This window comes from Paenibacillus sp. FSL F4-0122 (assembly GCF_038002845.1).
In the GTDB taxonomy this organism is placed as follows: domain Bacteria; phylum Bacillota; class Bacilli; order Paenibacillales; family Paenibacillaceae; genus Paenibacillus_AQ; species Paenibacillus_AQ odorifer.
The window spans coordinates 1,815,106-1,841,816 of record NZ_JBBODI010000001.1 but is presented as its reverse complement, the minus strand read 5'-3'; the positions used below and the strand labels follow the sequence as shown (position 1 = coordinate 1,841,816).

The window sequence follows — 26,711 nt, the reverse complement described above, 5'->3', positions numbered from 1 at the left end:
ACTCCTGAATTTTTCCAATCCAGTAGTTTCTTTTTTGCTAGTCTAGATCTTTATATTTCTTGCGGTGACGCCGTTTAAGCTCACTAACCAGCGCCCCTAGCGTGAGGACAACGCTGATCAGAATCCCGCTCATGATCACGAAGAGGGCAAGAAATTCAAAGGGGGAATATCCAATCATTTTACTCCATTGAATCTTTCCATCCAGATCGTCAATGACCTGATTCATGCCGTAAATCCCGCTTACTACCGTAAATACAGTGAGAATCATCAGCAGATTATCCCGTCGCTTGGACTGAAACTTATCCTGATACTGAAACAGGTCATTTAAGGTTTCTTTCACTTCCTCGAATAAAGCGTCGTTTCCGTATACTTTACGCAGCTGAAGAAATATCTCCCGGCCCTGCGACTGGGAAATCAACTCCAAGAAGTAGAACTTTGCCGAGAACTTATTGATGGAATAGATTAGATTGTCTATTTCCTCATAATCATGATTAATCCGAAGTCGGGAGTGCATATTGGCGAGCTTCAGCAGAACGATTTTGTGGAAAATATTGAGTAAAAATCCGTAATAATATTGCCCATACATCTGGTTGGCTAGACTTACAGCAATCTCCTGTTCAGCCCGGGTCATGCAGCAAAAGGTCTGCTCATTCATCATATAATACGTGTCTGGGCCCCAGCGATTATAGGAATGCTCATGACAATAGTTTGCAATATACGCTGGATCGCTTGCACTGGCATAGGGCTTTCCGTTCAGATCAATTCCATCAAGCTGTGAGGCGCGATAGCGTAGATTTACACTAATCTCATCAGAACCTTCTTCATTCTGAAAGCCGTAAAAAGCTTGCACCTGCATTCTTTCATCTACGAAAAAAGGAAGGGTCTCAAAATAAGCCCCATTGATATCCGATTGATCCAGATATGGCTCCAGTCCATCCACCAAATTTCGGAAGACAAAATCCTCTACCATCTCATAGGTCTGTTCCCCGCAATGAATATAAGTGTAGTCATCCTGTATGAAGGTTTTCTCTAGCGCACGGAAACGATCCGCGAATTCTAGGGCAATACTAAAGGGAATCGAATCCCCCTCCAGCTGGACACGTATCGTCACGAATCCAAGCTGAAAGGGACATATGAATATATCCGTCGAGAGAATTTTGAAAAATATAGATTGCTGCGGAATCTCCAGAATGCAGTCGAGATTATTTACTCTGGAAAAACGGCGAAACGAGTCGGCATCCTTCCTGCGCGGAAAAAGGACGTGTGCGGCAAACGGTAAATAGGTGCGCTCCATTCGTTCATGGGAAACACAGTAACCTTCTCCATAATAGGCAGCTTCCAGTTCTTTGTTATCCAGAAAAAAACGTGTGAATCCGTCGTCCTGTAATTGCTGGATAAGCTGCTTAGAATCGCCCTTTTTTATAGAGAAGGGAAATATAAACTGCATAAGCGCAGTATGTAACAAAGGCTCAGTTGAAGACTCATTTAAAGACTCATTCATTCATTGTCCATCCTTGTGCTCAGAATATGCTTATAGATCACATTACCCTAAAAGGATAACGTTGATACTATTCTAAATACTGGAACTCTTTCCTTCCACCGCTTGCCTGGCTTGGAATCTCCATGCGGCAATGCTTAGCAGGAACAAGAAGGCAGCAAAAGTGGCAAGTAATCCGGCTGTTTGTGCCACTTCTAAATGGTCCATAGACCAGCCCGTAAACAGAGGTAGCAAAGCACCACCAACGCCTCCGGAAGCAATCATAATGCTGGGTGTTGACTCTTCGGTGCCAGGCAGCATTTTGCTGGAGAAAACCAATGCAATGGAGAAAATACCGGACATAAACAGCCCCAGCAGCAGAATTACAATGAAAGCAGTCATTCGATTGTCAGTGAACGGAAAGAGTGTCAGCAGTAACAAGGTTAGTAAACAGCTGCTGAGAATGTACGCGCGATAAGATATTTTTTCGGCAATTACACCCGCAAACAATCTTCCTGTAGACATCGCCAGCCAAAAGAAAGTGACTGTCAGTGCTGCCGCAGACTCTGTCATCCCTAGCTTGGCAATAAAGATAGCCGGCATAAAGTTGACTAAACTCATCTCTGTGCCTACATAAAGAAAAAAGAAAACGATGAAGATCCCTAGCAGAATCCATTGCTTACCTTTATACGGAAATTTTTTGTTAGAACGTGAGCTTGAGGAATGCGAATTGTCTGCTCCTTGGACAGAGGCACGTTCATCCAGCATGCGTTGTAGATTACCGAAGTGTCCTCTTGCCCAGAGGATAAGAGAAATCAAAGAGAAGGCAGCGACGATTAGAAAGGCCAATCTCCACGCTCCGGCAGCAATGAGCGGACTGGCGATAAGCGGCATCACGAGTGCGCCTATCCCGAATAGAACTTCGAGCCGGCTCATCGCAATAGCCGTTCCTTCGGTTACAGCACCAATAATGATGGTGCCATAACCGCTTCGATCATCCCGAAACCAAAACCTGCGGCAACAGCGATAAAATACATCCAGCCCCAAGGCGGTAGAAAGGCATAGGCAACTTCTGCAACTATTAGAAGACTGGTGGCAATGAGGATGCCTCCACGTTTACCGAAGCGGCGATTAAGTAGGGGAGAGACCAACACGCCTGCTAAAAAACCAGCGAATTGACTAAAGATTAATTCACCGCCAGCACTGTAATTTTGATCATAATGTTGCAGTAGAACGGGCAGAATAGATCCCAGCACAACATGTGCCAGACCGATAACGAAGTAGGAGAGACAGCCGATCCAAATCAGTTTTTTCACGAAGTAAGCTCCTTATCTTGATGTAGTTTATGGAGTAAGGTCGGATTCAATGTGAACCTGAAGGGTACATTATAATAAGCACCATTGTTATGATAAATCCAAACGGTGAGCTTGGATATATAAACTTTTGTTTACATGCTTGAAGGGAGAGATTTACGTAATGGATAACAAACAACTGGAACAACTCATTATTAAAGCATTGGATGACAACAAGTTCGGTTCCTTTGGTACGATCGAAGAAGGAAATAAGCCGAAAGTACGTTATATGGCCATTTTCCATGAGGGTTTGAAGATTTATTTGGCTACAAATCGCAAAACTCATAAAGTGGAGGAGCTATCCGATAATCCGAATGCTTTTGTACTGCTTGGCTATGAGGCCGGCGGAAGCAAAGATGTGCTGGAGATTGAAGCGACCGCTACCGTCTCTAAGGATGAAGGCTTGCGCTCCAAGGTATGGAATAAAGAGCTGGAGCCATGGTTTACTGGACCTGATGATCCTAATTATGTGATTTTGGAGCTTACTCCAACACGTATTGAGTATGTAGGTAGCAATAAAGAGCATGGAGTATGGCAGCCATAAGCTATAGCCTTGAATTGATCAAACAGCCCTCCTATCCCCTATGGGGTAGGAGGGCTGTTTGATGTGTTATAATGACTTCAACTTTTTAGGTATTCATATCGGGGAGGAGCTAAAGCTACATGAGCGTTACTCTGTTATATATTGAAGATGATCGTGAGATTGGCAGCGTAGTGTCTGCTGATTTAAGCGAAAGAGGATATAGTGTCCGCTGGCTACGGAGCGGCGAAGGTGCGATGGAAGAAGCCGGCGCCTGCCAACTGGCTATTCTCGATGTTATGCTTCCTGGTCTGGATGGGTTTACGATCGGGCAACGATTGAAACGTTCCTACCCTAAGCTGCCCATTTTAATGCTCTCCGCCCGAACCTCGATTGATGATAAGCTGCAAGGTTTGGAATTCGCAGATGATTACTTGACCAAGCCTTTTCATCCGGATGAATTGGCCGCTCGAATCGAGGTGCTGCTCAGACGGAATGGGGCATCTGTACAGGATTCGCTCACACTTAAACATCTGGTCGTATATGAAGGGGATAACCGCGTGATAAATGCTCAGACTCAGGAAGAAATCATGCTTACAGGCAAGCAATTTCAGATTTTTTCCTATTTGCTGCGTCATCTTAACCAAATTATGACGAAGGAGCAGATCTACGAGGCCGTGTGGGGTGAGGCTTATATCGAAGGGGATAAAACTCTGATGGTACATATTCGTTATTTGCGCGAAAAGCTGGAGCTTGATCCGGGTAATCCGGAAATTATCGAAACTGTCCGTGGGATCGGATACCGGGTAAGAGCATGAGAGGATTGGAGCGCATTCGCAAGAAACGCAATTCCTCTTTGTTATCAGGGTATTTGCTAATTATCGTTTCTGCACTGCTATTTATCCCTGTGGTCCTTCCGCTGTCTTTTGTTGGCTACAATATTGTTAACGAAGTGACTAAAGGTGCCCCGCCTGTAGATACATCCCTGTATTCGAATATTGCACCGCTGGAGACTATGTGGCATAAGGAGGCACTTCACTTAGAAAATGCTTCTTCGGAAGCCATAAATCAGCGGCTGCATGAACTGAGTCGAAAATACACTGAGACTACTATGTTTTGGGTAGACGGGCAGGGAAAAACCCAGCTGATTCTCACACCTGATGAAGGGGATACGGATAAGATTTACCATGAAGTTCCTGATCAGTGGACTGCGGCTGAGGCTATTTCATTTATGAAAGAAAGTACGAATCGTGATCCTTTAGCGATCGTTGCTTTCGTGGGGGACAAGGTGGAGGCAGGCAAGGGATTTATAGTGATGCAAATTCCAAGTGAGCTGCTGAACAAAGGGGCTTATGGGGGATTAGGGGCTTGGGCTTGGTATAACTTTGTGTTATTTACCCTTTTTGGAGGGTTCGCTCTGGTTTCGTGGATGTTCTTTAGAAAAATTCGCAAACGGCTATTGCAACTGCAAACCGCGATGACGATTACAGGCCCGGATAGAATGCCTAAGTCTATAGTGACAGGCAAACTGGACGAGATCGGTCGCCTGGAGGAAGCTTTTAATACGATGGTAACCAAACTGGATGAAAGCCGACGCAGGGAAATAGAAGAGGAAGAGTTGCGTAAGCGTCTAGTCTCGAATCTATCTCACGATTTACGTACACCTCTAACCGTCATTCGCAGCCATATCCATGTTATGACCAAAGAGGATCTGACCTCAAAAGGTAAGCAGTCCTTACAGCTTATGGATGAGCGTATTGCGGATCTTAGCGTCCTGATCGAGAATCTTTTGTCTTACAATCTGCTCAATAGTGGACGGGTAACCTTAAAGCTGGAACGTAAAGATGTTTTACGCTTGTTGCGGGAAAGTGCGGCTGCTTGGTACCCCGTATGGGAAAAAGAGGGCTTCGACATTGATATTAACCTGGAAGCCGAACCGCTATTCTGGAGGGTGGATGAGGTCTGGTTCCGCCGTATTCTCGATAATTTGTATCAAAACATTGTACGACATGCCAGCAGCGGGCATTATGTCGGGATCTCAACGGAGCAACGTAATGAACAACGTGCCATAATTATTGCGGATCATGGTCGAGGCATTCAGAGTCCATCCGATTACAAGGGGGCAGGTTTGGGATTGTCTATCGTCGATCTTTTGATGAAGCATATGGAGCTGGAATGGGTTATGGAGAGCACAGGCGAAGGCACTTCTATTGTAATCTTTGATCCGCGTCGTGAAATTTAAACAAAACTTAAACTTGGCACTTCCTTGTTCTTAACCTTGGGACGTTATGCTGTATACCGAGGTGAAGAACATGGAAGAAACAGTGATTAAAACTAAGGATTTATTGAAAAAATATCGTGGCCGGGCTGCGGTAGAAAATTTGAATTTAAATATCCGCAAGGGTGAGATTTATGGTTTTCTGGGTCCCAACGGAGCTGGGAAAACTACAACAATCCGTATGCTGCTTGGCCTAATTACACCGACATCTGGAAAAATTGAAGTGTTCGGCCAGGATCTTCGGAAGAATAAGCTGCAAATTTTACGGAAGGTAGGGTCGCTTGTCGAATCCCCCTCGTATTATGGGCATCTGAGCGCTGTGGACAATCTCGAAGCGATCCGCCGCATTCTGGATGTTCCGAAGTCACGAATCGCTGAGGTGCTAGATATTGTTTCTCTAACCGGGGAAGAGAGACGTCCGGTCAAAGGGTTCTCCCTCGGGATGAAGCAGAGACTTGGTATCGCAGCTGCCTTGTTAGGGAATCCAGAGCTGCTTATTCTGGACGAGCCAACGAACGGACTCGACCCGTCAGGGATTCAGGAAATTCGTGGGCTTATCAAACGTTTGCCACAGGAGCAAGGAATTACGGTTGTAGTATCCAGTCACCTGCTTAGTGAAATTGAACAAATGGCAGATACCGTGGGTATTATTCGCCAAGGGCAAATGGTGTACCAAGATACAATAGCTAATCTGCAACAACAGGCTGCTGGCGAGATACGCCTTGCGGTTTCGGAACCAGAGTCTGCGTTACGTCTCGCTGGAGGCCGGGGGTATGAAGGGACACTACATGAGCAAAAACTGATTTTTTCAAGAATGAACGATGCAAGAGTAGCGCTGCTAGTCAAAGCTTTGGTAGAGAATGGGCACGCTGTCTATCGTGTAGAGGAGCGGAGACAATCGCTTGAGGACTTCTTCCTACAGGTTGTGGGAGGCGGGGAATCATGATGTGGCGGGCGTTGTCAGCGGATTGGCTTAAAATCCGCGGCAAAGGAATTTGGTTTCTAGTGTTTCTAGGACCGATTGGTCTAGTAGCCATGCAGGGCCTTAACTTTGGCCTTCGTTATGATTATCTGCGTCAGCAGTATAGCGCGGATTTATGGGGAGGACTACTGGATAATGTGTCCGGGTTTGTGCCCACAGCTCTTTTTCTGGGAGGCACTTTAGTATGCTCGCTGATTGCAAATGTCGAACATCAGATGAGCTCGTGGAAGCAGCTCTTGGCACTGCCTATCTCCCGTACTTCAGTGTTTATGGCTAAGCTAACGCTCTGTCTGCTGCTTGTGGCAGTTTCCTGTTTGTTGCTCTCAGTGGGGATAGTTGTTTTAGGGCTTATTTTGGGCTTCAAAGCTGATCTTACTCCTTATGTGGATGTACTCAGAATTGGCTTTATGTCCTATATTGCGGCTCTGCCGGTCATCGCGCTACAGCTGTGGCTTTCCCTGGCTAATCGTAATCAGACACTGCCGGTTGCCCTGGGGATCACATTATCCTTGACGTCATTTTTCTCCATGTTCCTTTCGGAGTGGGTGCCTTTAACATGGCCATATTTGGCGTGGGACTCCTCTAATCGCCTCTTGTTCAGCGGTGCGGGTCTGCTGCTGGGAATGCTGGTGTTTTTGCCGGGTGCAGTGCATTTCGCTCGAAAGGATGTGGATTAAGATGAAGTCATTTTGGAGAGTATTATCCTCAGAGCGATTAAAAATGTCTAAATCATATGTTTGGCTTTTAGTCATAGGAAGTCCGGTTTTATCACTGGTTCCCGGATTGTTATCGGATAATCAAGGCGAGAAGATGACTTGGGAGCTGCTGTTAAGTGTGATGTCAATGATGCATGCTTTGCTGTTTCTGCCTGTGCTTTCAGGCATTTTTGCGGCCCTGATCTGTCGTTATGAGCATCATGACGGTGGCTGGAAGCTATTGTTGTCTCTGCCTGTAACCCGGTTGTCGGTGTATCTCTCAAAATATGTGATGATCATCGGATTGCTGGCTGCTGTGCAAATAACGTTCCTCGTTATGGTGCTGGGAATGGGCTTGTTCCGTGGGGCTCCAGATCCAATCCCTTGGGCGCTGCTGCTAAAATCAGTATTTGGCGGCTTTGTAGCCTGCCTACCACTCGCCGCATTGCAGCTGGCGATCTCGCAAAGCTGGAGCAGCTTCGGCGCACCGCTGGCGCTGAATGTGAGTCTGACTATTCCCAATATACTGATCGCTAATTCTTCAACCTACGGCCCCTATTATCCTTGGGTACAGCCGATGTTAGCCATGAGTCCTTATGGTGATGACGGATTTGGTGCCTTTAATCTGCCTTTAGAGACACTGATGATGATAGTGGGAGGGAGCTTGATTGTCTTTTTTGCCGCAGGACTAATCTCCTTTTATCGTAAAGCAGTCTGATTCACAATCAGAGGCTATAAACTCCTCCTCAATGGACATCCCGTGCTGTTTTTCTTATAATTAAAGAATATAATTAGCTAAGATGGAGGAGGGCGAGAGCATGGAGCCAACGGCATTAGAAGATTGCGACAATACATGCAAGGGTTCAGAGCTTGAACCGGAATCCATTGCATTGATCCTGCCAGACCGTGGGATTACTGATAAAATGGCAGAAATGTTCAAAGCGTTGGGTGATCCAACACGAGTGCGGCTCATTTACGCTTTGTCCCAGCAAGAATTATGTGTACATGATTTGTCCGTGATCCTTGATATGGGCCAATCTGCGATATCCCATCAGCTCCGTTATTTACGGAATCTACGGATCGTGAAACGCCGTAAAGAGGGGAAAACGGTATTCTATTCGCTGAACGATGCGCATGTGGAGCAGATCTTTTTGCAGACCCACGAGCATGTCCGACACGAATAGCTAGTTGCAAAAAGGGGGACTCCCAGCAGCCATTGGATGGCTTTTGGGAGTCCCTCTTTTTATTATGCCGACGAGTCCTGATCATCCGCTACGGCTTACGGACCCAGTTGACCTTATTTGCAAAATTAACGCTTTTTGAGCAGAGTTGCGGACCTCAGTGCAGTTATTCCTTAGAAAGAGGTCTGATTTTGCTCTTTTTCATGCCTATAGCAGCTATGGGGTCCGATAATATGCTAAATCGGGGATAATACTGCTTTTAGGGTCAACTGGGTCCGTTAGCTGTGTGGGTTGCGACAAATATTGCTCTAATGAAACCAAGTTGAATCAACTGAAGCTTTGTATTTTGAAGCAAGGGTTAGCTTATTAACTGGCTTGATTTAGGTTCTTCGTTAGGTTTGGTTTTCTAAAGGACAACACTAGCCAGACACATTGCACTGCGAGCACTAGCAGGATAAATAGATCGATTCCCATGTATTCACTCGTATTATCATTGCCCACAAACTGAATTAAATTATGTATAAAATGAAAGGATATCAGCGGAAGAATATTATTATTTTTTAGCATCAGCAAGGCTAGCGCAAAACCGATCAGAAGCGCATATACGAGTTGTAGAAGAATTTGTGTGATATCTGTGCCGGATAATGCATTAAGTAAGTGGGTAATAGAGAAGAGAATGCTTGAAGTGATCACTGCTGTTTTAGCCCCTTTAGGAAGCAAGGTCTTAAAAATCAAACCGCGATAGATGCTTTCCTCCACAAAAGCGACCAGCAGGGTGAAAAAAATAAAGAACAGTACCTCGGATGCGCTGATCTCACGAAAACCCTTAAAGGATATGGTAATCAGGACCACTACTAGTGGGGCATAATAGATCCAGTTGCCCGAGGATATGGTGTTTAGAGGTCGGAAGCCGAGCGTGCTCCATTTGCGCTTAACTGTAAAGTAGATGATGAGTACAAGCGCGATTGGGATGAAGGAGATAAGTACAGGGGCGTTGTACGCAAGTTCCTTAATGGTTGCGTAAGCCCCGGCGGCAGTTACGGCTACAAGTAATAACACCTCGATAATAACTACGCTCCAAATGGGGTGTTTCTGTGAAAAAGAAGACGTTTTGGCTAGCTTTGACATGTTCTAAATTCATCCCTTCTGTGTAAATCATTTGCCCATCGAGCTTCATTGATAATGGGGTCATTCGTATGTAAGAAACTTACTTTCGGTCATACATGATTTTACATATTTTCACGTAAAGGTCAATTGATTTAATTTTTAAGATAATGTAGAAAAATGGTGTATATCGCGTATTGACCTTGAAATATAAAGGGAATATAATAGGGCTAAGATAACATATGAACAAGTGCTCATATATGGTTTTTATTTGAGGAGATGTGCCGTATGGATACAATGCAAGGAAAATTAAAACGTCAGTGGGAATTAGAAGGTTTGGATTGCGCCAATTGCGCGATGAAAATTGAAGATAAGGTGAAGAAGATTGAAGGTGTATCGTCTTGTTCCGTTAACTTTGTAACAAAAACAATGACGTTGGAAACCGCCGCAGGGTATGAGGAATCAGCGATTGTAGAAGCGAAGAAAACGGTGAAGGCACTCGAGCCCCACGTAAATGTGAAAGAGAAGGTTGGGGGAAATCACAAGGCGCGCAATAGCGGTGCTCATGAACATACGCATGCTCACGAGCATGGTCATGAGCACGGCCATCAAGCTGATGGACATCATCATGATCATGAGGATGCTGAAGGTCATGGTCATACACATGAGCATGGGGAAGGCGACACACGCAAAATATTGCTGCGGTTAGGCGCTGGTGGAATTCTTGCTCTAGCTGGGATATTCCTGCCCGTGGATGGAGTAGTTGAATTGCTGATCTTTTTGGCAGCCTATCTTATCGTGGGTGGTGAAGTTGTCTGGCAGGCGGTTAAGAACATCATCCGTGGCCAGGTGTTTGATGAGAATTTCCTGATGGCTCTGGCAACTATCGGTGCATTTGCGATTGGTGAGTATCCAGAGGGCGTGGCAGTAATGCTGTTTTACCAGATTGGAGAACTGTTCCAAGGTCTGGCTGTGAATCGTTCACGCCGATCTATTACGGCACTTATGGATATTCGCCCCGAGTTTGCCTATCTCAAGCTTGGAAATGATCTGAAGAAGGTCTCACCTGAGGAAGTAGCCATCGCAGATTTGATTGTTGTTAAACCCGGTGAGAAGGTACCCCTTGACGGAACTATACTTGAAGGTAACGCCATGATGGACACATCTGCACTTACTGGAGAGTCGGTACCACGATCAGCTGGTCCAGGAAGTGCGGTGTTAAGTGGTTTTATTAACCGGAACGGCGTAATTACTGTGCAAGTTACTCAGACCTTTGGAGAATCGGCCGTATCCAAAATACTGGAGCTAGTGCAGAATGCATCAAGCAACAAAGCTAAAACCGAGAACTTTATTACTAAATTTGCACGTGCCTACACACCTGTAGTAGTGATCACAGCAGTTCTGCTGGCCGTCGTTCCTCCACTGCTGATCAGTGGTGCGACTTTTTCGGATTGGATTTACCGAGCACTTGTATTCCTCGTAATCTCTTGTCCTTGTGCGCTTGTGGTCTCGATTCCACTGGGATTCTTCGGAGGGATTGGTGCAGCTTCACGCAGCGGTATTCTGATTAAGGGAAGCAACTACCTGGAAGCCCTAAATGATGTGAAGGTAGTTGTCTTTGATAAAACGGGAACGTTGACCAAGGGACAGTTTAAGGTGACGGGGATTTATCCGTCGGGTGGCAAATCTAAGGATGAATTACTGCGGACAGCCGCTTATGCGGAGAGCCATTCCAATCACCCGATCGCTGAGTCGATTCGGACGGCTTATGGTGAACAGATTTCTAAGGAAGCTATCACGAATTACAATGAAATCTCTGGTCATGGTATCGAAGTAACTATCGAAGGCAAGACCGTATTTGCAGGCAACGCACGTCTGATGGAGCGTGAGGGAATTGCTTATGAGGTCCCAGAGCAGAGCGGTACCGTTGTTCACATTGCGGTAGATCATCAATACGGGGGTTATCTGGTGATCGCCGATGAAGTGAAGGAGGACTCACTGCAGGCCATTCAGCGCCTCAAAAAGCTTGGTATACGCAAGACGGTGATGCTGACAGGTGATGCTTCCGCCGTAGCTGAAGATGTAGGGAAGCAGTTAGGGGTAGATGAGGTACACGCAGAGCTTTTACCACAGCATAAGGTAGAGGCCATCGAGAAGCTGGATCGTGAAAAGTCTCCACGCGAGAAGATTATTTTTGTCGGAGACGGAATTAATGATACTCCTGTACTGGCTAGAGCCGATGTCGGGATCGCTATGGGGGGACTCGGTTCCGACGCTGCCATTGAAGCAGCGGATATTGTAATTATGACCGATGAACCTTCGAAGATTGCTGTAGCTATCGGAATTGCCAAGCGTACACGGACCATCGTATGGCAAAATATTATTTTTGCTTTAGGTGTAAAAGCTATATTCCTTCTGCTCGGTGCATTCGGGATTGCCACGATGTGGGAGGCTGTATTCTCAGATGTAGGGGTAACCGTACTAGCCGTACTGAACAGTATTCGAGCTTTAAAAGTGCAAGACGAGGGTTAAGTATCTTTGGTGTTTAAATAAATGATTTCAACAAAAGTGAGCTTTAGGATTCCAGTTTTAGGGGTCTTAGGGCTTATTTTTTTTATTTGCCAGCAAAGAATTTGTCTTTTTTTGCCGATATAGAAGATATATCCACATCAGGAGACATTATAACAAATGGAGTGAGGAGGCTATTTCATCGTGAATGAAAATGAAATGAAAGGAAACAAGATGAAAAAAATGAGAAAAAATGTAACGAAGAGAAAAGCGACGTCAATTCAACTTAAGTGGTCATCTGTTATATTAGCTATTGCAATCGTGCCGCTTATGGTAGCGACCATATTTTTACTTGATTATTTCGGCAATGTCACACGCACAGACAGTGAGCAAATGGCGCAGGACACCATTAATACGAACACATTCCGGATGGATGAGTGGCTATCCAACAAAACCTCGTCCGTAAAGGATCTGGTGTCCCAGCATCCTGAGTTCGATTTTACGAATCCAGCGAGTATCTTCCCTGTGATAGAAGTGCTGGAGGAAAGTGACAGTGAGACAGAAGGTTACAGTGTCATCAGTAAAGACGGTCAGTTAACTAATATGATGAACATGACCGCAAGTGTAGCAGATGCGAGCTATTTCTTGAAAGCGAAAGAAACACATGCGCCTGTGTTGGGGGAAATGTCCTATCTGGAGCAGCTTGATAAATATATCATTCCGATCGTAGTTCCTGTCATGGATAAGGATAAGCAATTTATGGGAGGTATTGTCTTCTCGATTACTCCTGAAGTTCTTGCCCAAATGAGTAATGAAATTACTATGGCGGATACCGGATTTGGATACGTAATCTCAAATGATGGCATGTATTATACTTATCCAGACGTCAGTCGTATGGGCAAAAAAATTACCGATTACGCTAAAGAGCCGGCTCTTCAGAAGGTCGTTGACAAGATTTTGAGCAACAAAGAGGGGTCCGAAACTTATAAGGGCGAAGATGGTAAGAAAGTCATTACATACTTTAAGACCATTCCAGATACTGACCTGAAGCTTCTTGTAACAGTACCGGAGAAAGAGGTTTTTGCCAAAGTGACCTCTGCACAAAGAACAGCAATGTTCATCTTATTGGCAGTTATACTCGTCATAATTTTTGTTTCTCTCTACCTTACTCGCCTTATCGTTAGACCCATTAAAGCTATTTCCTCCACTATGAAAAAGGTGGCAGAGGGTCATCTGAATGAGAGGGTTAAAGTGCAATCCGGAGATGAAATCGGCGAGATGAGTCAAAATATCAATGATATGATTGAGACACTCTCCGGTATTGTCAACAAGATTGATACAACGGTAGTGGAGGTTTCTTATTCCTCAGAAGGAATGCTGAAATCGGCTCAACGGTCGTCTTATACTTCAGCAGAGGTAGCAACAGTTATCCAAGAAGTGGCTCAAGGAATGGAAGAGCAATTCAGAGGCTCGGAGCAATCGGCAAGAGCAACGGAAGAGATGGCCGTAGGTTTGCAACGTATTGCTGAGTCCTCTGCAGCGGTATCAGATCAGGCTGAGACGGTCAACTCAGAAGTAGAGAGTGGCTATTTGGAAATCCAATCTACACTGCAACAGATGGCTGTTATCAGTTCCACAGCTAATCAGACAGCCGAGATGATTGGTAAATTAAGTGAGCAATCGGAACAGATCGGACAAATTGTGGATGTAATTTCTGAGATATCCAATCAGACAAGCTTATTATCTTTAAATGCTTCTATTGAGGCTGCCAGAGCTGGGGAACATGGCCGTGGCTTCGGGGTAGTTGCGAATGAGGTGAAGAAGTTAGCGGAGCGGACGAACAGTTCCATCATTAGTATAGTGGAGCTGATCGGCGGCATTCAGTCTTCGACAACAAGTGCAGCGGATTCCATGAAGAAGAGTATTGAGGAAATTGGCGATGGAATGGGAAAAATGCAAAACGTCGGTGTTTCCTTTGATCATATCCGTTCTTCGATCCGTGAAGTATCGTCGCAAATACAGGATGTGTCAGCAATTAATGAAGAGATGTCAGCTGGCACAGAAGAAATAACGGCTTCTATATCCGATATGCTCGGAATAGCTAAAGAATCTGCTGAGAATGCTCAGGCGGTCTCATTAGCTTCAGCGGAGCAGACGGAGATTATGAAGGATGTCGTGTCCTCGGCGGAATCACTTAATGAAGTGATGTCTGTGCTGAAAGAAGAAATCGAGAAGTTTAAAAAGTAGGAGATAAACTGAGATTCATCTCCTTATAATACAAAAAATCGCTCTTTGGGAGCTGGTGGGCTTATTTCACCAATTCCCAAAGTAGCGATTTTTTTTGTTCTTTATGAGATTAAATGCTTTCTTCCAGCTGTAGACTCTCGATGCCTGCACGTACAATATTGCAGGAGTTGTTCAATTTCTGGGTTTCCTCTGTATTTAAATTAAGCTCCAGCAGCTCTTGAATCCCAGTGTTGCCTATAATGGCGGGCACACCCGTGCATACACCACTATGTCCGTATTCTCCATCCAGAATGGCGGATACGGCGATAATTTTGTGCTCATCATTCAGGATCGAACGGGTAATGTAGGCAAGTGCGCTGCCAATCCCGAAATGTGTGGAGCCTTTACGGGTGAAAATTTCCCAGCCGGCATCTTTTGTCTTGCGGGAGATATCCTCCAGATCCAGATGCGGGAACCGCTCGCGATGCTGATCCAAAATTTGTAGAATAGGCTTGCCGCCAATTGTCACATGGGACCAAGCTACAAATTGAGATTCGCCATGTTCACCTAACGCGTAGCCATTAACACTACGCGGGTCAATGGAGAACACATCGGAGAGCAGTGTTTTTAGGCGCGACGAGTCAATGGAGGTTCCGGTACCGATAATTCTGTGGCGAGGCAGACCTGATATTTTCCAGACCATATAAGTGACAATATCGACCGGATTAGCGGCGACTACGAATATTCCATCAAATCCCCCAGCCATGATGTTGGTAATGATTTCTCTAGTAATAACAGCAGAGGCTTCCAATACGTCAAGTCGGGTCTGCCCGGCTGTTGGATTAGCACCAGCGGTTAAGATAACTACATCCATCTTTGCACAATCGCTATAGGTTCCGGCATATACCTTTGTGCGTGTGCTTGTGAAATCCATACAGTGCGAGAGATCAAGTGCTTGTGCCATAGCCCGATCATAGGTGCGGTCGATCATCATTATCTCGTCACAAATGGCCTGATTAACCATGGAGTAAGCACAGCTTGAACCCACCATTCCGGCCCCGACGATGGCTACTTTTCTCGATTTACTTTTCAATTGCCTTGTCCTCACTCTCTAAAAGTTATACGCAGTATAGGTTTCCAAATGATATTTATTTCAGCATTAAGGTCTTTTGGAAGCTTATCGTTAGGTATGCTTATAGTTTAACGTATCCCTTCGCAGGTTACCTGACATCGGACTTACAAAGATTATATTTTTTCTTTTTAATGCTGAATAGGTGACATAACGAGTTAGATATTTTAAGTGATCTATTCCTATAGTGTATGTAAAGTACTAAAAGAGGATGTAATAAGAGGATGGCTAATTGATGTCAGAAAAGGGTGAAAAGTAGAAAAAATCAGAGGATATAACATAAGCTTGAGTTACAAGAGGTAAGAAGTCATCTCAAGGATATCGGGTAAGCACCCTGAGATGGCTTCTTAGGATCATTGTTGACAATCATGGCTGGGGCAGCAGACTCCCCGAGGAAGTCATAGCCTTATAACGCTTGAACATAAAAAATCTCCAATGAACAATCATGCCGAAGGCTAAAATAAAGAACAAACCACCGGACTGTGGGATAGACACATAACGGTTAATAAATTCATGGAGTAAAGTGCGGACTAGAAGAAGTCCGAGCAGGATAAACGCAAAGCTCTTGGAGCGTTGAGCATAAATTTGTCCATCACGTTGTTCAAAATGGGTGCTGCGTATAAGAGGATACGCGAAGATGAACCAGCCAATCAGAAAGGCGACTGCCGCCCACCATAATGGGAACCTGACCGCAGGTGCCACAAACATGGCAAAACCCGTCGACATACCGAGAGGTGGAATCCATATTTTTCGAATGGTAACCGGACGTGCGCTTGCTTTTAGACGAATGAAAATAACCATCAGCGCCATGAACAAAGCCCCTAATGTAGAGCCAATATGTAGAAGCGAGGGGTTTATGTTACCCATGATACACGACCTCTCTATGATTTCAGTCACTTGTATCTTCATTATAACAGAAAAACGATGGCAAAACATTGAAGTGTATTGGCTCCATACCCGCTACAATTCCAGCTTAGGAATTATTTCTTAAAGGAGCGATACATACAAAAATCCCCGCCAGAGCATACTCTGACGAGGATTTATTGATGTGAATATTATTATCTCAGCCCAGACTTACGAACGGCTGCGTCCACTTGTCGAGCGAAGAATAAGGCTCACGATAAAGATCAGCACAACCGCACCGATCAAAGAAGGGAAGAAGTAGAAATCACTTACTTTAGGTCCCCAGCTTCCCAGAAGCACGCCACCGAGCCATGAACCGATAATACCAGCGATGATATTACCGATAACACCACCAGGAATATCTCTGCCCATAATCAGACCAGCCAACCAACCAATAACCCCACCAACGATTAACATCCATAGAAAACTCATGTTACTTCAACTCCTTCGTTTTGTTGTTTGCGATGTCTACTATTAACCTTTGTGACCATCTTTAAACCACATGGAAAAACTTACTTCTTCCGGAATAGTTAGGGAGTAGGCTCTAAATGCAGTTTCGATAATGTATTACAACTATAAACATGCTATAGTGAAAAAATATTATAAAATTATGAGTAAACCCCTATTAGTAAAGGGTAAGTAAGAAGTAATACAATACATAAAGATAAAGGAGCCACTATTATGGAACGGGCTAATGAGGCATTGTTTTATGTAGGAACGTATAACTCTGAGAATGAGAAGGCGATTCAGTTATGTGCGCTTAGTCTTTTATCGGGGGAAATGAGAATTCTTGAGGGTACCGAGGGAATTGAGAACCCATCGTTTTTAGCTGTGAATAGTGCAGGCAGCGTGTTGTATGCAGTTAGTGAGAAGGATCAAGGTGAGGTTTACGCATATGCAATTGATCCCGCAACTAAAGCGTTGCAATCACTTGGAAGTCGTTCTACGGAAGGCGGCGCTCCTTGTTATGTCTCCATTAGTCCTAAGGAAGATTACATATTCGTCTCCAATTACTCGGGAGGCAATGTTAATGCTTTTCCTGTAAATGAAGATGGTTCGCTTCAAGAAATGTCCGACCAAGTAAAACATGTGGGTTCAGGCATTCGTGAAGACCGTCAGGAGGCTCCGCATCCGCACTCTGTCATTCCGGACGCAAGTGGTAGACATGTGCTGGTGTGCGATTTGGGATTGGATCAAATTGTGATCTATCGCCCTGAAGAGGGCAAACTGGTAAAACATCGTGAGCTTAATCTGCCACCTGGTTCAGGTCCACGTCATCTGGCGGTGCATCCCTCTGGACAATGGATTTACCTGGCGAATGAACTGAATTGTACAGTAACGGCATTTGCTAATGATGAACAGGATGCAAATCTAAATAGTTTACAGCATCTTAGCACGCTTCCTGATAATTATACTGCTGGTAGTGACGATACAGCTTCCGATATTCATGTCTCCCCTTGTGGCAGATTCCTGTATGTCTCCAATCGCGGACAAGACAGTATCGCCCTGTTCCATATCGATGAATTAACGGGTCTGCTTGAAGCAGTGGATTGGCAGGTTACCGGCGGTCGTACTCCGCGTAACTTTGCAATTATTGGGGATAAGCTGCTTGCTGCTAATCAGAATAGTGATAATATTACCTCGTTCTCCATCGATAGTGAGAGTGGCAGATTAATCCCTACAGGAAATGAATTGGAAATGAAGTCACCTGTTTGTGTGCAAGCGTTGTAGGCTGAGACTAGGTTATTGTATGTCGTAAAAATAAGGGCTATTCCCGTAATCCATTCATTTTTTCGTGAGTGGAGGTTGGGAATAGCCCTATTTTGCAAATGAAGACCTAAGGATAATAGCAAGTGATTGTTAAAATGTATTTCTGATACCTAAATCGTAAAAACCGATGTCATCAAGCATGATCCGGTCGCCTTCTTCTTCAAGATAGAAGGTGATTTCCGTCAGGTTGTCAGGATCCAGCTCTGGTTCTTCCTCCTGAAATTGTTCGAACGGCATCTCGTAGGTTTGAAATACAGCTTCGGAAAGGTCGCCGTATTTGCCATCGTTTATCCGCTCTTCAAGCCATGGGAATAACGTGAACTGAGTTTGTGGAAGTGGCAGTATATCCATTACTTCATCCAGCTTCAAGCGTGCTGAGGTATCGTTATGGTCAGTTAACTCCACCTCAACCTTTGGAGGTTGTGGAACATCCATTTCTTCATTCATGTCGTCATTCAGATTTGCCATGGAGAACGTAAGGCCATCTGCCCCTAAAAGAGCAGTTTCAGTACGGACACTGTCGTTAAGCTTAATGTTGTAATAAGCTTCTTCGTTTTTGCTGGCTGTGCGTTCAAGGACAACACCATAGGTGGCTTTGCTTTTCGACTCCCGGTCTTTAGCTAACTCTTCTGACCAAGAAATACCCGATGCTGCTGCTGTTCCCAGTTCTACAGTGTTTTTGTTACGGTCATCGTCAAATGTGGCTACAGGACGATATCCCCCGCTTTGGAATCTATTGTAGTAGGCGGTATCTGGTAACCACTTCAGCCCGCTGCGATAATCCCGGAACAAGCTTTGGTATTCCTCTTTTTCATGCAAGGTGGTCTCTAAGAAAGCTGATACATAGACCTTGGCGATTTGCCGTTGTTTGTCTGCATCCATGATTTGTGTCCGATTTAAAAAGAGTCCAGCTGGCAAGGTCTGATCATACCCGCCCCAATCGCTGTTGAATTGACTGTGATTGGCATCCGCAATATACAGCGAGCTTTTGAAAGCAGATGATCCTTGGGAATAGGAAGTGCGTATATACTGCCGATCACCATAGAAATCATGTACATCTCCATCGCGGGCTCCCTGCAAGGTCAAATAATTGATGTCTTTGAGACGGGCTTGCTGGTCATCTATTGTTTTGTCCGTCGGTGCAAGCGCGATTACAGAGGTTATATTAAAGCGATTAACTGCCGCCATCACCGGATCATCCTTAAACCAACGAGTGGCATCCGCGGCCATAGCTACGGCTTGTCCTCCGCGGCTATGGCCGAGCAGGGCGGTTTTTGTGAAATCTATTTTCTGATATAAAGGACTGCCCGGATCATCTGAAAAATCTGCTAGCTGCTCTAAATGTTTCAGTAGGATCCAAGTACGTACTTTAAAATCATTGTCCGGAATGCCGGACCAAGCAGAATAATTCAGGAAATTCTCATCGAGCGAGATCGCGATAAATCCCCGGCTTGCCAATAGTTCGCCGAGATAAGCGTACCCGCCATCAGAGTAATCTTCCATCATATGATTGCCGTGCACCATCAGCACTACTGGATATGGACCTTCACCTTCTGGCATCCATACGCGACCATTCAGGGGAAGTGCCTTATAATCGAAACCCCAGAATAAAGTGCGCAGCTTTGACCAATCCTTAATATAAGCAGAAGCATCGGCCGTAGAGGATATCAAGCTTGTATCCTTGCCGTATTCGGCACGATGAAGATCGGTACCACTGGCATAGGTGAAGGTCTGATAAGCTAGATTGCCTGGTATTCCCGGATCGGAGGCTGTCAGTGGAACGACTTCCGTATCGTTGATATCGACCGACTCTGAAATAGGCAGTTCTTGTACTCCGCTTGCCAGCGCAAGTGGGGAAAAAGTCACCGCCACTGTTAGCAGAAGCCCTAGTGTTATTCTTTTGCTGCGGAGCAGGCCGATGGCTAATCCGCCTAATGCCCCTAGCAGTGCAAGCACGACCGCGATGACAACCGCGGCTTCAATCTCAAAATCTGCGTAATATAAGATTAGTAGAATAGCTCCAAAATCACTCAATACACAGCCTGCAAATAATCTTGGGATACGCAGTCCGGTCAACGCTAGCAGAACAGCTAAGATATTGCCGGAAATCGCCAGCAGGACAGTGCCTGCACCTGCAGCAAGAGCGATATCCGTAGGTTTACCTAATCCAGTAGGAATGCCTAACACGGCACTACTAAAGGCTAAAAAGCATACTATCCAAAGACCGGCTATAGCTGTTCTCCAAACTGCTGTATCGTAACGGTAGGTTCCCCTAATTCTTCGTCCAATTTCTTGAGCCATACGTCTGTGGAGCCGTGGTTTCAACGGCGCAGGGACGTACTCTAACTCCATACCCATGACTCTCTCCCCTGACATAAAGCGGTATTTTCTCTTAACCCATAAGCTGTAGCAATAATATTACTTTATAGCATCAATAACAAGTGGATCTTACAGGAACCGACCCCATAGCTTGTACGGTGTGGTGTGTGGGAGTTTTCTTTGACATAGGCTGGAAAAAAAGGTTTGACACAGTTAAAGGGTTTCAGTATTATATCCATATAAACCAACTAAGTAGATAGGAATAATTGAAGAAAGTTCTTACCGTACGAACGGAGGAACGCCTGCATTAGGCTCGCAGACACGGTCTTAGGACCGGTTTGACCTGCCATACGTAGGCTTTCCTCCGTTCTTTTTGTGTTACCCAAGGGTTGTCTGGTACGAAAAAACATGGGGGAGTGGAAGAGATGAAGAAAAAGATGAATAAAGGGCTTCTTGTAGGGTTTAGCTTGTTGCTGACGGCAGGGCTTACTGCTGCTTGCGGCAGCAATAACAATAACGGCAATAGTGCTAGTCCGGCAACAGACGCACCAGCAACAACCAATTCAGCGGAGGCCACAAATGCGGCTGAAGCAACAAAAACTCCATCTAAAGATCCAGTAGAACTACTGAACGTCTCATATGACCCTACTCGCGAATTGTACGAGAATTATAATAAAGCTTTTGCTGCCTATTGGGAGAAAGAAACAGGACAGAAGGTCACCATTAAACAATCCCACGGTGGATCAGGGAAACAAAGCCGTGCTGTGCTTGATGGTCTGGAAGCGGATGTTGTGACATTAGCACTTGGTTATGATATTGATGCCTTGCAGGAAAAGGGACTGATCAATGAGGGCTGGCAAAGTAAATTCGATCATAATAGCTCGCCTTACACCTCGACTATCGTGTTCCTTGTACGCAAAGGGAATCCGAAAGGAATCAAGGATTGGCCAGATCTGCTCAAAGAGGGCGTAGAGGTTATTACACCAAACCCGAAAACATCAGGTGGAGCACGCTGGAACTACTTGGCAGCTTGGGGCTACGCACTAGACCAGAACAATAACGATGAGGCTAAGGCTGAGGAATTTGTAAAAGAACTGTTCAAGCATGTGCCAGTGCTGGATACCGGCGCGCGTGGATCTACGACAACGTTTGTGGAGCGTGGAATTGGTGATGTGCTGATCGCATGGGAGAATGAAGCCTATTTATCTGTGGAAGAGCTGGGACCGGACAAATTTGATATCGTGAATCCTTCGGAGAGTATTTTGGCTGAACCGCCAGTAGCTATAGTAGATAAGGTTGTGGATAAAAGAGACACGCGTGAGGTATCCGAGGCGTACTTGAAGTACCTCTATAGTGAAGAGGGACAAAAAATCGCGGCTGAAAACTACTACCGTCCTACATTAGATAGCGTGAAAGAAGAATACAAAGATAAGTTCCCGGAAATCAAGCTGTTCACATTGGCTGACAAATTCGGAACCTGGAAAGAAACGCAAGAGAAGCATTTTAATGATGGCGGGATCTTTGACAAGATTTATGTGCCAGGTGCCAAATAACAGATGAATGAAACGCAGGATGTAATCATTGAGATTTGTCCCGGTAGGGGCTGATCGGCTAAAAGGCCGAAGGCGAGAAAGGATGAATAGGGGATGAATGTCACCACTACGGCTACACCAGCAGCAACACGGCGCAAAATACTGCCCGGCTTCGGGCTGACGATGGGCTACAGTGTACTATACCTGAGTCTAGTGGTTCTACTGCCACTTTCGGCGCTGCTGTTCAATTCTACAGGTCTGAGCTGGGCGAAATTCTGGGATGTAGCTACGGACCCGCGGGTATTAGCCTCGTATCGTGTGAGCCTGTCGACAGCTGCTGCGGCCGCTTTTGTAGATGCAATTCTAGGACTTTTGCTGGCGTGGGTACTGGTACGTTATGAATTTCCGGGCAAAAGAATATTTGATGCGCTGATCGATCTCCCGTTTGCCTTGCCGACAGCTGTAGCCGGTGTCTCTTTGACGGCGCTCTATGCAGGCAATGGCTGGATTGGGTCTTGGCTTGAGCCGCTGGGATTAAAGGTGGCATTCACTCCGCTCGGGATTACCTTGGCTTTGATGTTCATCGGCATACCGTTCGTTGTCCGGACGGTGCAGCCGGTGCTGGAGGATTTGGACAGAGATATGGAGGAAGCTTCGGCAACCCTTGGCGCAGGCCGCTGGAGAACCTTTCGCTCAGTAGTACTGCCTGAGCTGTTCCCGCCACTGCTAACAGGTTTTGCTCTAGCTTTTGCCCGGGGCATCGGTGAATTCGGCTCCGTCGTATTCATCTCCGGTAACATGCCGATGAGGACGGAGATTGCTCCGCTGCTTATCATGTCTAAACTGGAGCAATATGATTATGCCGGAGCTACCGCCGTAGCCCTGCTATTGCTCTTCATTTCCTTCCTTATGCTGCTTGTTATTAACACACTTCAGCGCTGGGTTCGTAAGACTTCTCGTTGAGGGTAATCTCCGTGACAGCTGACATCCGATCATGTTCAAACTTACTCGGAGACAATTCGTATCTGTTGTCGATACTGCATACTCGAAGTATCTTGTCTTCGTAAAACCCTTAAAGGAGGAATAATTTTGGCCGGTACCGTCCCCCTCTACACCCCCCGGCTACAAAAGAATGCGTCCTCGTCCGCGACAACAGAAACCCCAATTGTAAAATGGGTGTTGATCGGAGCGGCTGGGCTAGTCCTTTTTTGGCTGATTGCTCTGCCATTAGTTGTTGTGTTAACCGAGGCGCTGAAGAAGGGCTGGGATGTATATATAGCTGCCCTGACTGATCCGGATGCCCGCTCAGCGCTGCGATTGACGCTGCTTGTTGCAGCGGTAACGGTGCCTCTGAATACCTTTTTTGGTGTAACAGCGGCGTGGGCTGTAACCAAGTTTCGTTTCCGCGGCAAAGGGTTTCTAATTACCTTGATTGATCTCCCTTTTGCAGTTTCGCCTGTCATCGGCGGTCTAATCTTTGTGCTCGTCTTCGGTGCTAACGGATGGTTTGGTCCTTGGCTAAGCGCACATGATATCAAGATTGTATTTGCGCTTCCGGGTATCGTGCTAGCCACGTTGTTTGTGACGTTTCCTTTTGTAGCGCGTGAGTTAATCCCGCTGATGGAGGATCAGGGTACACAGGAGGAAGAAGCCGCAATTACACTCGGAGCACATGGGTGGCAAATCTTTTTCAGAGTCACACTGCCTAATATTAAATGGGGATTACTATACGGCATTATTTTGTGTAATGCGCGGGCCATGGGTGAGTTTGGTGCGGTTTCTGTGGTGTCCGGGCACATACGTGGGGAGACGAATACGCTGCCGCTGCATGTTGAGATTTTGTATAACGAATATCAATTTTCAGCATCTTTTGCAGTAGCTTCTTTGCTCCTGTTATTGGCTTTGGTAACGATGATTATTAAAAGCTGGTTGTCGCGAAAAAATGCCCATTGACATGACTTTTAGTTCCATGCTAAGTTAATTCATAGTATACTGGTTGGTAATAACGGAATTGAAGAAATAAGGAATTTAGGCGGATACAATCCTTTGGTGAGAAAGGGAGGCTAGAGAATGGCTAAACCGCTGAAAGTGGACGATTTATGGCTTACGCGGATTGCAGGACTTCTGGATGATATGGAATTTGGCTCATTGCATATTGTGGTGCATGAAGGTCAGATTGTTCAGATGGAGCGTACGGAACGCAAACGGTTTGAGAATAGCAGTGGCAACGCAAATGGACGTTATATTGGTGAAAACGGCGGCCGGCGGGCCGATTCTCAATCCGCGGGACGTTGATTCAATCTCAGGGCAATCATAAAGATATATCTCATCTTTTTGGATAAAAGATTATGGAGTTGTCACATAAGCCACGTAATGGCTGCTGGGGCAACTCCTTTTCTTTGTATGCTTGGATATTCTGGCACGTATGACGCATCCCATCGGACTCAGTTGACGCTAAACGCAGTATTATGCCACATTTGCCACGCTAACGGACCGCATAGCTGCTATTGGCATAAAAAACACCACATATGGACCTGATTCTAAGCAATAACGTCCCTGGAGTCCGAAACCACGCTCCAAAAGCTGAAAAGGTGCAAATAACGTCATCTGGGTCCGCAGGTCTCAGGGAATGATGACTATTTAAGCAGACCGCCCACGAGTAAGCCCACAGCAATACGTTTTACGGGTCCGTAAGTGGCAGGTGATGATGAGTGTTGAAGCAGACCGCTCATGAGTAAGAACAAAGCAATATGTCATCTGGGTCCGTAGGTCGCAGGGAATGATGAGTGTTGAAGCAGACCGCTTACCAGTAAGAACACAGCAATACGTCATCTGGGTCCATAGGTCGCCGGGAATGATCTGTCTTTTTACGACTTTTACAAATGATTCGGCCCGTGGGACAGCTACATATTTTGATGACGCAGTAAGTTGTTAATAACGAGGGGCTTGGCGTGAGGCGGATACGCCCTCCATTAACAGGATGAACGCAGTGATGGCGTGCATAATCCAACCAACGATCGGAATAAAAGCTAAAATCGAGGTGATAATGCCCAGAACGTTACCCATGAATGGTTTATGCTCTCTCTGCAGCACAACAACGGCTACAGCGTGGAGCAAAAAGGCAATGGCCAAAGGGACCCAACCATTTGCAATGATAAAGAGTCCGCCGATCAACGGCAGAGCCAGAAAAGCTTCATAAAGGCATGTTCCCCATTTAAACAGCTTGGCTACAGGAGACATAATGCTTCACCCACCCTTTTATAAATATTGTTACAGATACTATTCCACACAGTCAGTAAAGGAATTCAAGAATATAAAACTTATCCCTCGGTTTCAAAAACATCCCTAGCAGTGAGCCTTGCCTGTGAACCATGCAGTCGTATATAGTGGGAACAGCAATGCTGAACGGAGGAGTGCGGGTGGAAACAACAAGAAAGCTTGATATACGCCATGAACAGCCTTCAGTGGAACAGTATTTGGCGCTGAGAAAAGAAGCTGGGCTGAGTGAAATGAGTGTGGAAGGTGCAGCGATCGGTTTGCCTCGTTCTATTTTTGCTGTAACTTTGTATGAGGAGAATAACCTAATCGGGATGGGACGGGTGATTGGCGATGGGGGATGTTTTTTTCAGGTCACGGATATCGCGGTCAAGCCTTTACATCAAGGACAAGGTTTGGGAAAGCTGATCATGCGGGAAATCAGAGAATTCCTTAATACTGTACCAGACAAGGCGTATGTAAGTCTGATTGCAGATGGAGAAGCCTCGAAGCTCTACGCACAATATGGTTTTGAATCGGTTATGCCACGTTCTCAGGGAATGTTTTTGCGTCGCTAAGCTAAGGCGAATACATGCTGCTTTTTTTAGTAGAGAGTGCCCCTTGTATTGGTTAAGGGGTTTTTGGTCTGAAAGCGGGTTAGTAGGTGCGATCTGGTTTCGATTGGATCTCAGGGGATAAATAATGTTTAAAGGCTGTAAGGGAAAAGCTATTCAGATGAGCATCAAAAAAATAATTGAGCAGAAGGCTGCACGATAATGGCTTTGCTCGTAGAATGTGAGGAACAACAAGATGGATGTTGTAATATTGGGCGCTTCAGGAACGATTGGAAAGGCAATTGTACAGGAGGCATTAAAAAGAAAACACGAAGTAACAGCTGCGGTACGCAATCCAGAGTCAATAACTCTCGAACACGAGCGTTTACATGTAACAACGGTGGATATTCTTGATCCGGCTTCAGTAGCAGCTGCAGTCCGTGGCCATGAAGAGGTAATCAGTGCTTATGGACCAGGAGCGGGGCAAGAGCAGGATCTGATTACGGCGGCAAAAGCGTTGGTGGAGGGTATGCAGACGGTAGGGTTAAATCGGCTGTTGGTTGTTGGAGGTGCAGGTAGCTTAAAGACTGAAACTGGAGAGCTGCTGATGAATACACCGGATTTTCCGGAAGAGTTTAAACCAGTTGCAGAGGCGCATGCGCAGGCTTATGAGATTTACAAAAATACAGAATTGGATTATACGTATCTCAGTCCTGCTGCGGTAGTTCATCCAGGTCGTCGTACAGGTCATTTCCGCATCGGATTGGACCGTCTTATTCTAGATGAGAATGGTGAAAGCAAGATTAGTGTGGAGGATTTCGCTGTAGCTATGGTGGACGAGCTGGAGGAAGGGAATTTTAGTCGGGCCAGATTTACTGTCGCTTACTGATATCAGACTTGCGCCGGACTTGCGCTCGGACTTGTAC

General features: G+C 45.6%; 25 protein-coding genes. 16 read left to right on the top strand and 9 right to left on the bottom strand.

Annotated elements, in window-relative coordinates; all coding sequences use genetic code 11:
* Positions 1-37: 37 nt before the first annotated feature.
* The 3 genes from MHH49_RS07795 to MHH49_RS07785 form a co-directional block, all read right to left on the bottom strand.
* Positions 38-1,501: a hypothetical protein gene (locus MHH49_RS07795; protein WP_051491254.1), complete on the bottom strand. Its 1,464-nt coding sequence runs from the start codon at positions 1,499-1,501 to the stop codon at positions 38-40.
* 72 nt (positions 1,502-1,573) lie between these two features.
* Entirely contained in the window at positions 1,574-2,413 is an 840-nt protein-coding gene (locus tag MHH49_RS07790) for an MFS transporter (RefSeq protein ID WP_235219479.1), read from the bottom strand.
* A gap of 20 nt (positions 2,414-2,433) precedes the next feature.
* A complete protein-coding gene (locus MHH49_RS07785; RefSeq protein WP_235219478.1) occupies positions 2,434-2,793 on the bottom strand; it encodes an MFS transporter in 360 nt (119 codons plus the stop codon).
* 160 nt (positions 2,794-2,953) lie between these two features.
* Between MHH49_RS07785 and MHH49_RS07780 the strand changes: the two genes are divergently transcribed.
* From MHH49_RS07780 to MHH49_RS07750, 7 genes are all read left to right on the top strand, one after another.
* Positions 2,954-3,373, top strand: coding sequence for a pyridoxamine 5'-phosphate oxidase family protein (locus MHH49_RS07780; RefSeq protein WP_036682665.1), 420 nt, complete (start codon positions 2,954-2,956; stop codon positions 3,371-3,373).
* Positions 3,374-3,492: 119 nt separating this feature from the next.
* Positions 3,493-4,167: a response regulator transcription factor gene (locus MHH49_RS07775; RefSeq protein WP_036682664.1), complete on the top strand. Its 675-nt coding sequence runs from the start codon at positions 3,493-3,495 to the stop codon at positions 4,165-4,167.
* Positions 4,164-5,591: a HAMP domain-containing sensor histidine kinase gene (locus tag MHH49_RS07770; RefSeq protein ID WP_036682662.1), complete on the top strand. Its 1,428-nt coding sequence runs from the start codon at positions 4,164-4,166 to the stop codon at positions 5,589-5,591. The genes MHH49_RS07775 and MHH49_RS07770 overlap by 4 nt, the downstream gene beginning before the upstream one ends.
* A gap of 70 nt (positions 5,592-5,661) precedes the next feature.
* Positions 5,662-6,573: an ABC transporter ATP-binding protein gene (locus MHH49_RS07765; protein ID WP_036682661.1), complete on the top strand. Its 912-nt coding sequence runs from the start codon at positions 5,662-5,664 to the stop codon at positions 6,571-6,573.
* Complete coding sequence (locus MHH49_RS07760) at positions 6,570-7,286, top strand: ABC transporter permease (RefSeq protein WP_036682659.1); 717 nt, start codon at positions 6,570-6,572, stop codon at positions 7,284-7,286. The genes MHH49_RS07765 and MHH49_RS07760 overlap by 4 nt, the downstream gene beginning before the upstream one ends.
* Position 7,287: 1 nt before the next feature.
* Positions 7,288-8,022, top strand: coding sequence for an ABC transporter permease (locus tag MHH49_RS07755; RefSeq protein ID WP_036682657.1), 735 nt, complete (start codon positions 7,288-7,290; stop codon positions 8,020-8,022).
* 100 nt (positions 8,023-8,122) lie between these two features.
* Complete coding sequence (locus MHH49_RS07750) at positions 8,123-8,488, top strand: ArsR/SmtB family transcription factor (RefSeq protein ID WP_036682656.1); 366 nt, start codon at positions 8,123-8,125, stop codon at positions 8,486-8,488.
* Between the two features lie 363 nt (positions 8,489-8,851).
* Here the strand turns inward: MHH49_RS07750 and MHH49_RS07745 are convergent, their stop codons facing one another.
* The gene (locus tag MHH49_RS07745) at positions 8,852-9,613 is read right to left on the bottom strand and encodes a CPBP family intramembrane glutamic endopeptidase (RefSeq protein WP_036682655.1); all 762 of its coding nucleotides are present in this window, start codon (positions 9,611-9,613) and stop codon (positions 8,852-8,854) included.
* Positions 9,614-9,877: 264 nt separating this feature from the next.
* On the opposite strand from MHH49_RS07745, the gene MHH49_RS07740 reads away from it, so the two are divergent.
* Together MHH49_RS07740 and MHH49_RS07735 are read left to right on the top strand one after the other, a co-directional pair.
* Positions 9,878-12,121 carry a heavy metal translocating P-type ATPase gene (locus MHH49_RS07740; RefSeq protein WP_036682654.1) on the top strand — a complete coding sequence of 748 codons (2,244 nt, stop codon included), beginning with the start codon at positions 9,878-9,880 and terminating at the stop codon, positions 12,119-12,121.
* 180 nt (positions 12,122-12,301) lie between these two features.
* Positions 12,302-14,344 carry a methyl-accepting chemotaxis protein gene (locus MHH49_RS07735; protein WP_235219477.1) on the top strand — a complete coding sequence of 681 codons (2,043 nt, stop codon included), beginning with the start codon at positions 12,302-12,304 and terminating at the stop codon, positions 14,342-14,344.
* A gap of 109 nt (positions 14,345-14,453) precedes the next feature.
* Here the strand turns inward: MHH49_RS07735 and MHH49_RS07730 are convergent, their stop codons facing one another.
* From MHH49_RS07730 to MHH49_RS07720, 3 genes are all read right to left on the bottom strand, one after another.
* Positions 14,454-15,416 (bottom strand): L-lactate dehydrogenase, encoded by a 963-nt coding sequence (locus MHH49_RS07730; RefSeq protein ID WP_036682652.1) that lies wholly within the window; start codon positions 15,414-15,416, stop codon positions 14,454-14,456.
* 402 nt (positions 15,417-15,818) lie between these two features.
* Positions 15,819-16,319 (bottom strand): CcdC family protein, encoded by a 501-nt coding sequence (locus MHH49_RS07725; protein ID WP_036682651.1) that lies wholly within the window; start codon positions 16,317-16,319, stop codon positions 15,819-15,821.
* Between the two features lie 207 nt (positions 16,320-16,526).
* Complete coding sequence (locus MHH49_RS07720) at positions 16,527-16,787, bottom strand: GlsB/YeaQ/YmgE family stress response membrane protein (protein ID WP_036682650.1); 261 nt, start codon at positions 16,785-16,787, stop codon at positions 16,527-16,529.
* Positions 16,788-17,036: 249 nt separating this feature from the next.
* On the opposite strand from MHH49_RS07720, the gene MHH49_RS07715 reads away from it, so the two are divergent.
* Positions 17,037-18,086, top strand: coding sequence for a lactonase family protein (locus MHH49_RS07715; protein WP_036682649.1), 1,050 nt, complete (start codon positions 17,037-17,039; stop codon positions 18,084-18,086).
* 129 nt (positions 18,087-18,215) lie between these two features.
* Here MHH49_RS07715 and MHH49_RS07710 read toward each other — a convergent pair whose 3' ends face one another.
* Positions 18,216-20,483, bottom strand: coding sequence for an alpha/beta hydrolase family protein (locus tag MHH49_RS07710; protein WP_036682647.1), 2,268 nt, complete (start codon positions 20,481-20,483; stop codon positions 18,216-18,218).
* Positions 20,484-20,869: 386 nt separating this feature from the next.
* On the opposite strand from MHH49_RS07710, the gene MHH49_RS07705 reads away from it, so the two are divergent.
* From MHH49_RS07705 to MHH49_RS07690, 4 genes are all read left to right on the top strand, one after another.
* Positions 20,870-21,997, top strand: coding sequence for a sulfate ABC transporter substrate-binding protein (locus MHH49_RS07705; RefSeq protein ID WP_036682645.1), 1,128 nt, complete (start codon positions 20,870-20,872; stop codon positions 21,995-21,997).
* A gap of 93 nt (positions 21,998-22,090) precedes the next feature.
* Complete coding sequence (gene cysT / locus MHH49_RS07700; RefSeq protein WP_036682643.1) at positions 22,091-22,939, top strand: sulfate ABC transporter permease subunit CysT; 849 nt, start codon at positions 22,091-22,093, stop codon at positions 22,937-22,939.
* Between the two features lie 126 nt (positions 22,940-23,065).
* Positions 23,066-23,929, top strand: coding sequence for a sulfate ABC transporter permease subunit CysW (gene cysW / locus MHH49_RS07695; RefSeq protein ID WP_036682641.1), 864 nt, complete (start codon positions 23,066-23,068; stop codon positions 23,927-23,929).
* 117 nt (positions 23,930-24,046) lie between these two features.
* On the top strand, positions 24,047-24,271 hold the full coding sequence (locus MHH49_RS07690; RefSeq protein ID WP_036682638.1) for a YezD family protein: 225 nt from the start codon (positions 24,047-24,049) through the stop codon (positions 24,269-24,271).
* Positions 24,272-24,907: 636 nt separating this feature from the next.
* Here the strand turns inward: MHH49_RS07690 and MHH49_RS07685 are convergent.
* Positions 24,908-25,216 carry a hypothetical protein gene (locus tag MHH49_RS07685; protein ID WP_036682636.1) on the bottom strand — a complete coding sequence of 103 codons (309 nt, stop codon included), beginning with the start codon at positions 25,214-25,216 and terminating at the stop codon, positions 24,908-24,910.
* A gap of 179 nt (positions 25,217-25,395) precedes the next feature.
* Between MHH49_RS07685 and MHH49_RS07680 the strand changes: the two genes are divergently transcribed.
* Together MHH49_RS07680 and MHH49_RS07675 are read left to right on the top strand one after the other, a co-directional pair.
* Entirely contained in the window at positions 25,396-25,809 is a 414-nt protein-coding gene (locus MHH49_RS07680; protein ID WP_235219476.1) for a GNAT family N-acetyltransferase, read from the top strand.
* Between the two features lie 232 nt (positions 25,810-26,041).
* A complete protein-coding gene (locus MHH49_RS07675) occupies positions 26,042-26,674 on the top strand; it encodes an NAD(P)-dependent oxidoreductase (RefSeq protein WP_036682631.1) in 633 nt (210 codons plus the stop codon).
* Positions 26,675-26,711: the final 37 nt, after the last annotated feature.

Bases quoted from the DNA above. Each gene is read 5' to 3' on its own strand.
- MHH49_RS07745 (WP_036682655.1), bottom strand. From the start codon at position 9,613: ATGTCAAAGCTAGCCAAAACGTCTTCTTTTTCACAGAAACACCCCATT.
- MHH49_RS07750 (WP_036682656.1), top strand. From the start codon at position 8,123: ATGGAGCCAACGGCATTAGAAGATTGCGACAATACATGCAAGGGTTCA.
- MHH49_RS07705 (WP_036682645.1), top strand. From the start codon at position 20,870: ATGAAGAAAAAGATGAATAAAGGGCTTCTTGTAGGGTTTAGCTTGTTG.
- MHH49_RS07775 (WP_036682664.1), top strand. From the start codon at position 3,493: ATGAGCGTTACTCTGTTATATATTGAAGATGATCGTGAGATTGGCAGC.
- MHH49_RS07725 (WP_036682651.1), bottom strand. From the start codon at position 16,319: ATGGGTAACATAAACCCCTCGCTTCTACATATTGGCTCTACATTAGGG.
- MHH49_RS07675 (WP_036682631.1), top strand. From the start codon at position 26,042: ATGGATGTTGTAATATTGGGCGCTTCAGGAACGATTGGAAAGGCAATT.
- MHH49_RS07765 (WP_036682661.1), top strand. From the start codon at position 5,662: ATGGAAGAAACAGTGATTAAAACTAAGGATTTATTGAAAAAATATCGT.
- MHH49_RS07740 (WP_036682654.1), top strand. From the start codon at position 9,878: ATGGATACAATGCAAGGAAAATTAAAACGTCAGTGGGAATTAGAAGGT.
- MHH49_RS07770 (WP_036682662.1), top strand. From the start codon at position 4,164: ATGAGAGGATTGGAGCGCATTCGCAAGAAACGCAATTCCTCTTTGTTA.
- MHH49_RS07795 (WP_051491254.1), bottom strand. From the start codon at position 1,501: ATGAATGAGTCTTTAAATGAGTCTTCAACTGAGCCTTTGTTACATACT.
- MHH49_RS07780 (WP_036682665.1), top strand. From the start codon at position 2,954: ATGGATAACAAACAACTGGAACAACTCATTATTAAAGCATTGGATGAC.
- MHH49_RS07720 (WP_036682650.1), bottom strand. From the start codon at position 16,787: ATGAGTTTTCTATGGATGTTAATCGTTGGTGGGGTTATTGGTTGGTTG.
- MHH49_RS07685 (WP_036682636.1), bottom strand. From the start codon at position 25,216: ATGTCTCCTGTAGCCAAGCTGTTTAAATGGGGAACATGCCTTTATGAA.
- MHH49_RS07755 (WP_036682657.1), top strand. From the start codon at position 7,288: ATGAAGTCATTTTGGAGAGTATTATCCTCAGAGCGATTAAAAATGTCT.
- MHH49_RS07790 (WP_235219479.1), bottom strand. From the start codon at position 2,413: ATGAGCCGGCTCGAAGTTCTATTCGGGATAGGCGCACTCGTGATGCCG.
- MHH49_RS07715 (WP_036682649.1), top strand. From the start codon at position 17,037: ATGGAACGGGCTAATGAGGCATTGTTTTATGTAGGAACGTATAACTCT.
- MHH49_RS07690 (WP_036682638.1), top strand. From the start codon at position 24,047: ATGGCTAAACCGCTGAAAGTGGACGATTTATGGCTTACGCGGATTGCA.
- MHH49_RS07710 (WP_036682647.1), bottom strand. From the start codon at position 20,483: ATGGGTATGGAGTTAGAGTACGTCCCTGCGCCGTTGAAACCACGGCTC.
- cysT (WP_036682643.1), top strand. From the start codon at position 22,091: ATGAATGTCACCACTACGGCTACACCAGCAGCAACACGGCGCAAAATA.
- MHH49_RS07760 (WP_036682659.1), top strand. From the start codon at position 6,570: ATGATGTGGCGGGCGTTGTCAGCGGATTGGCTTAAAATCCGCGGCAAA.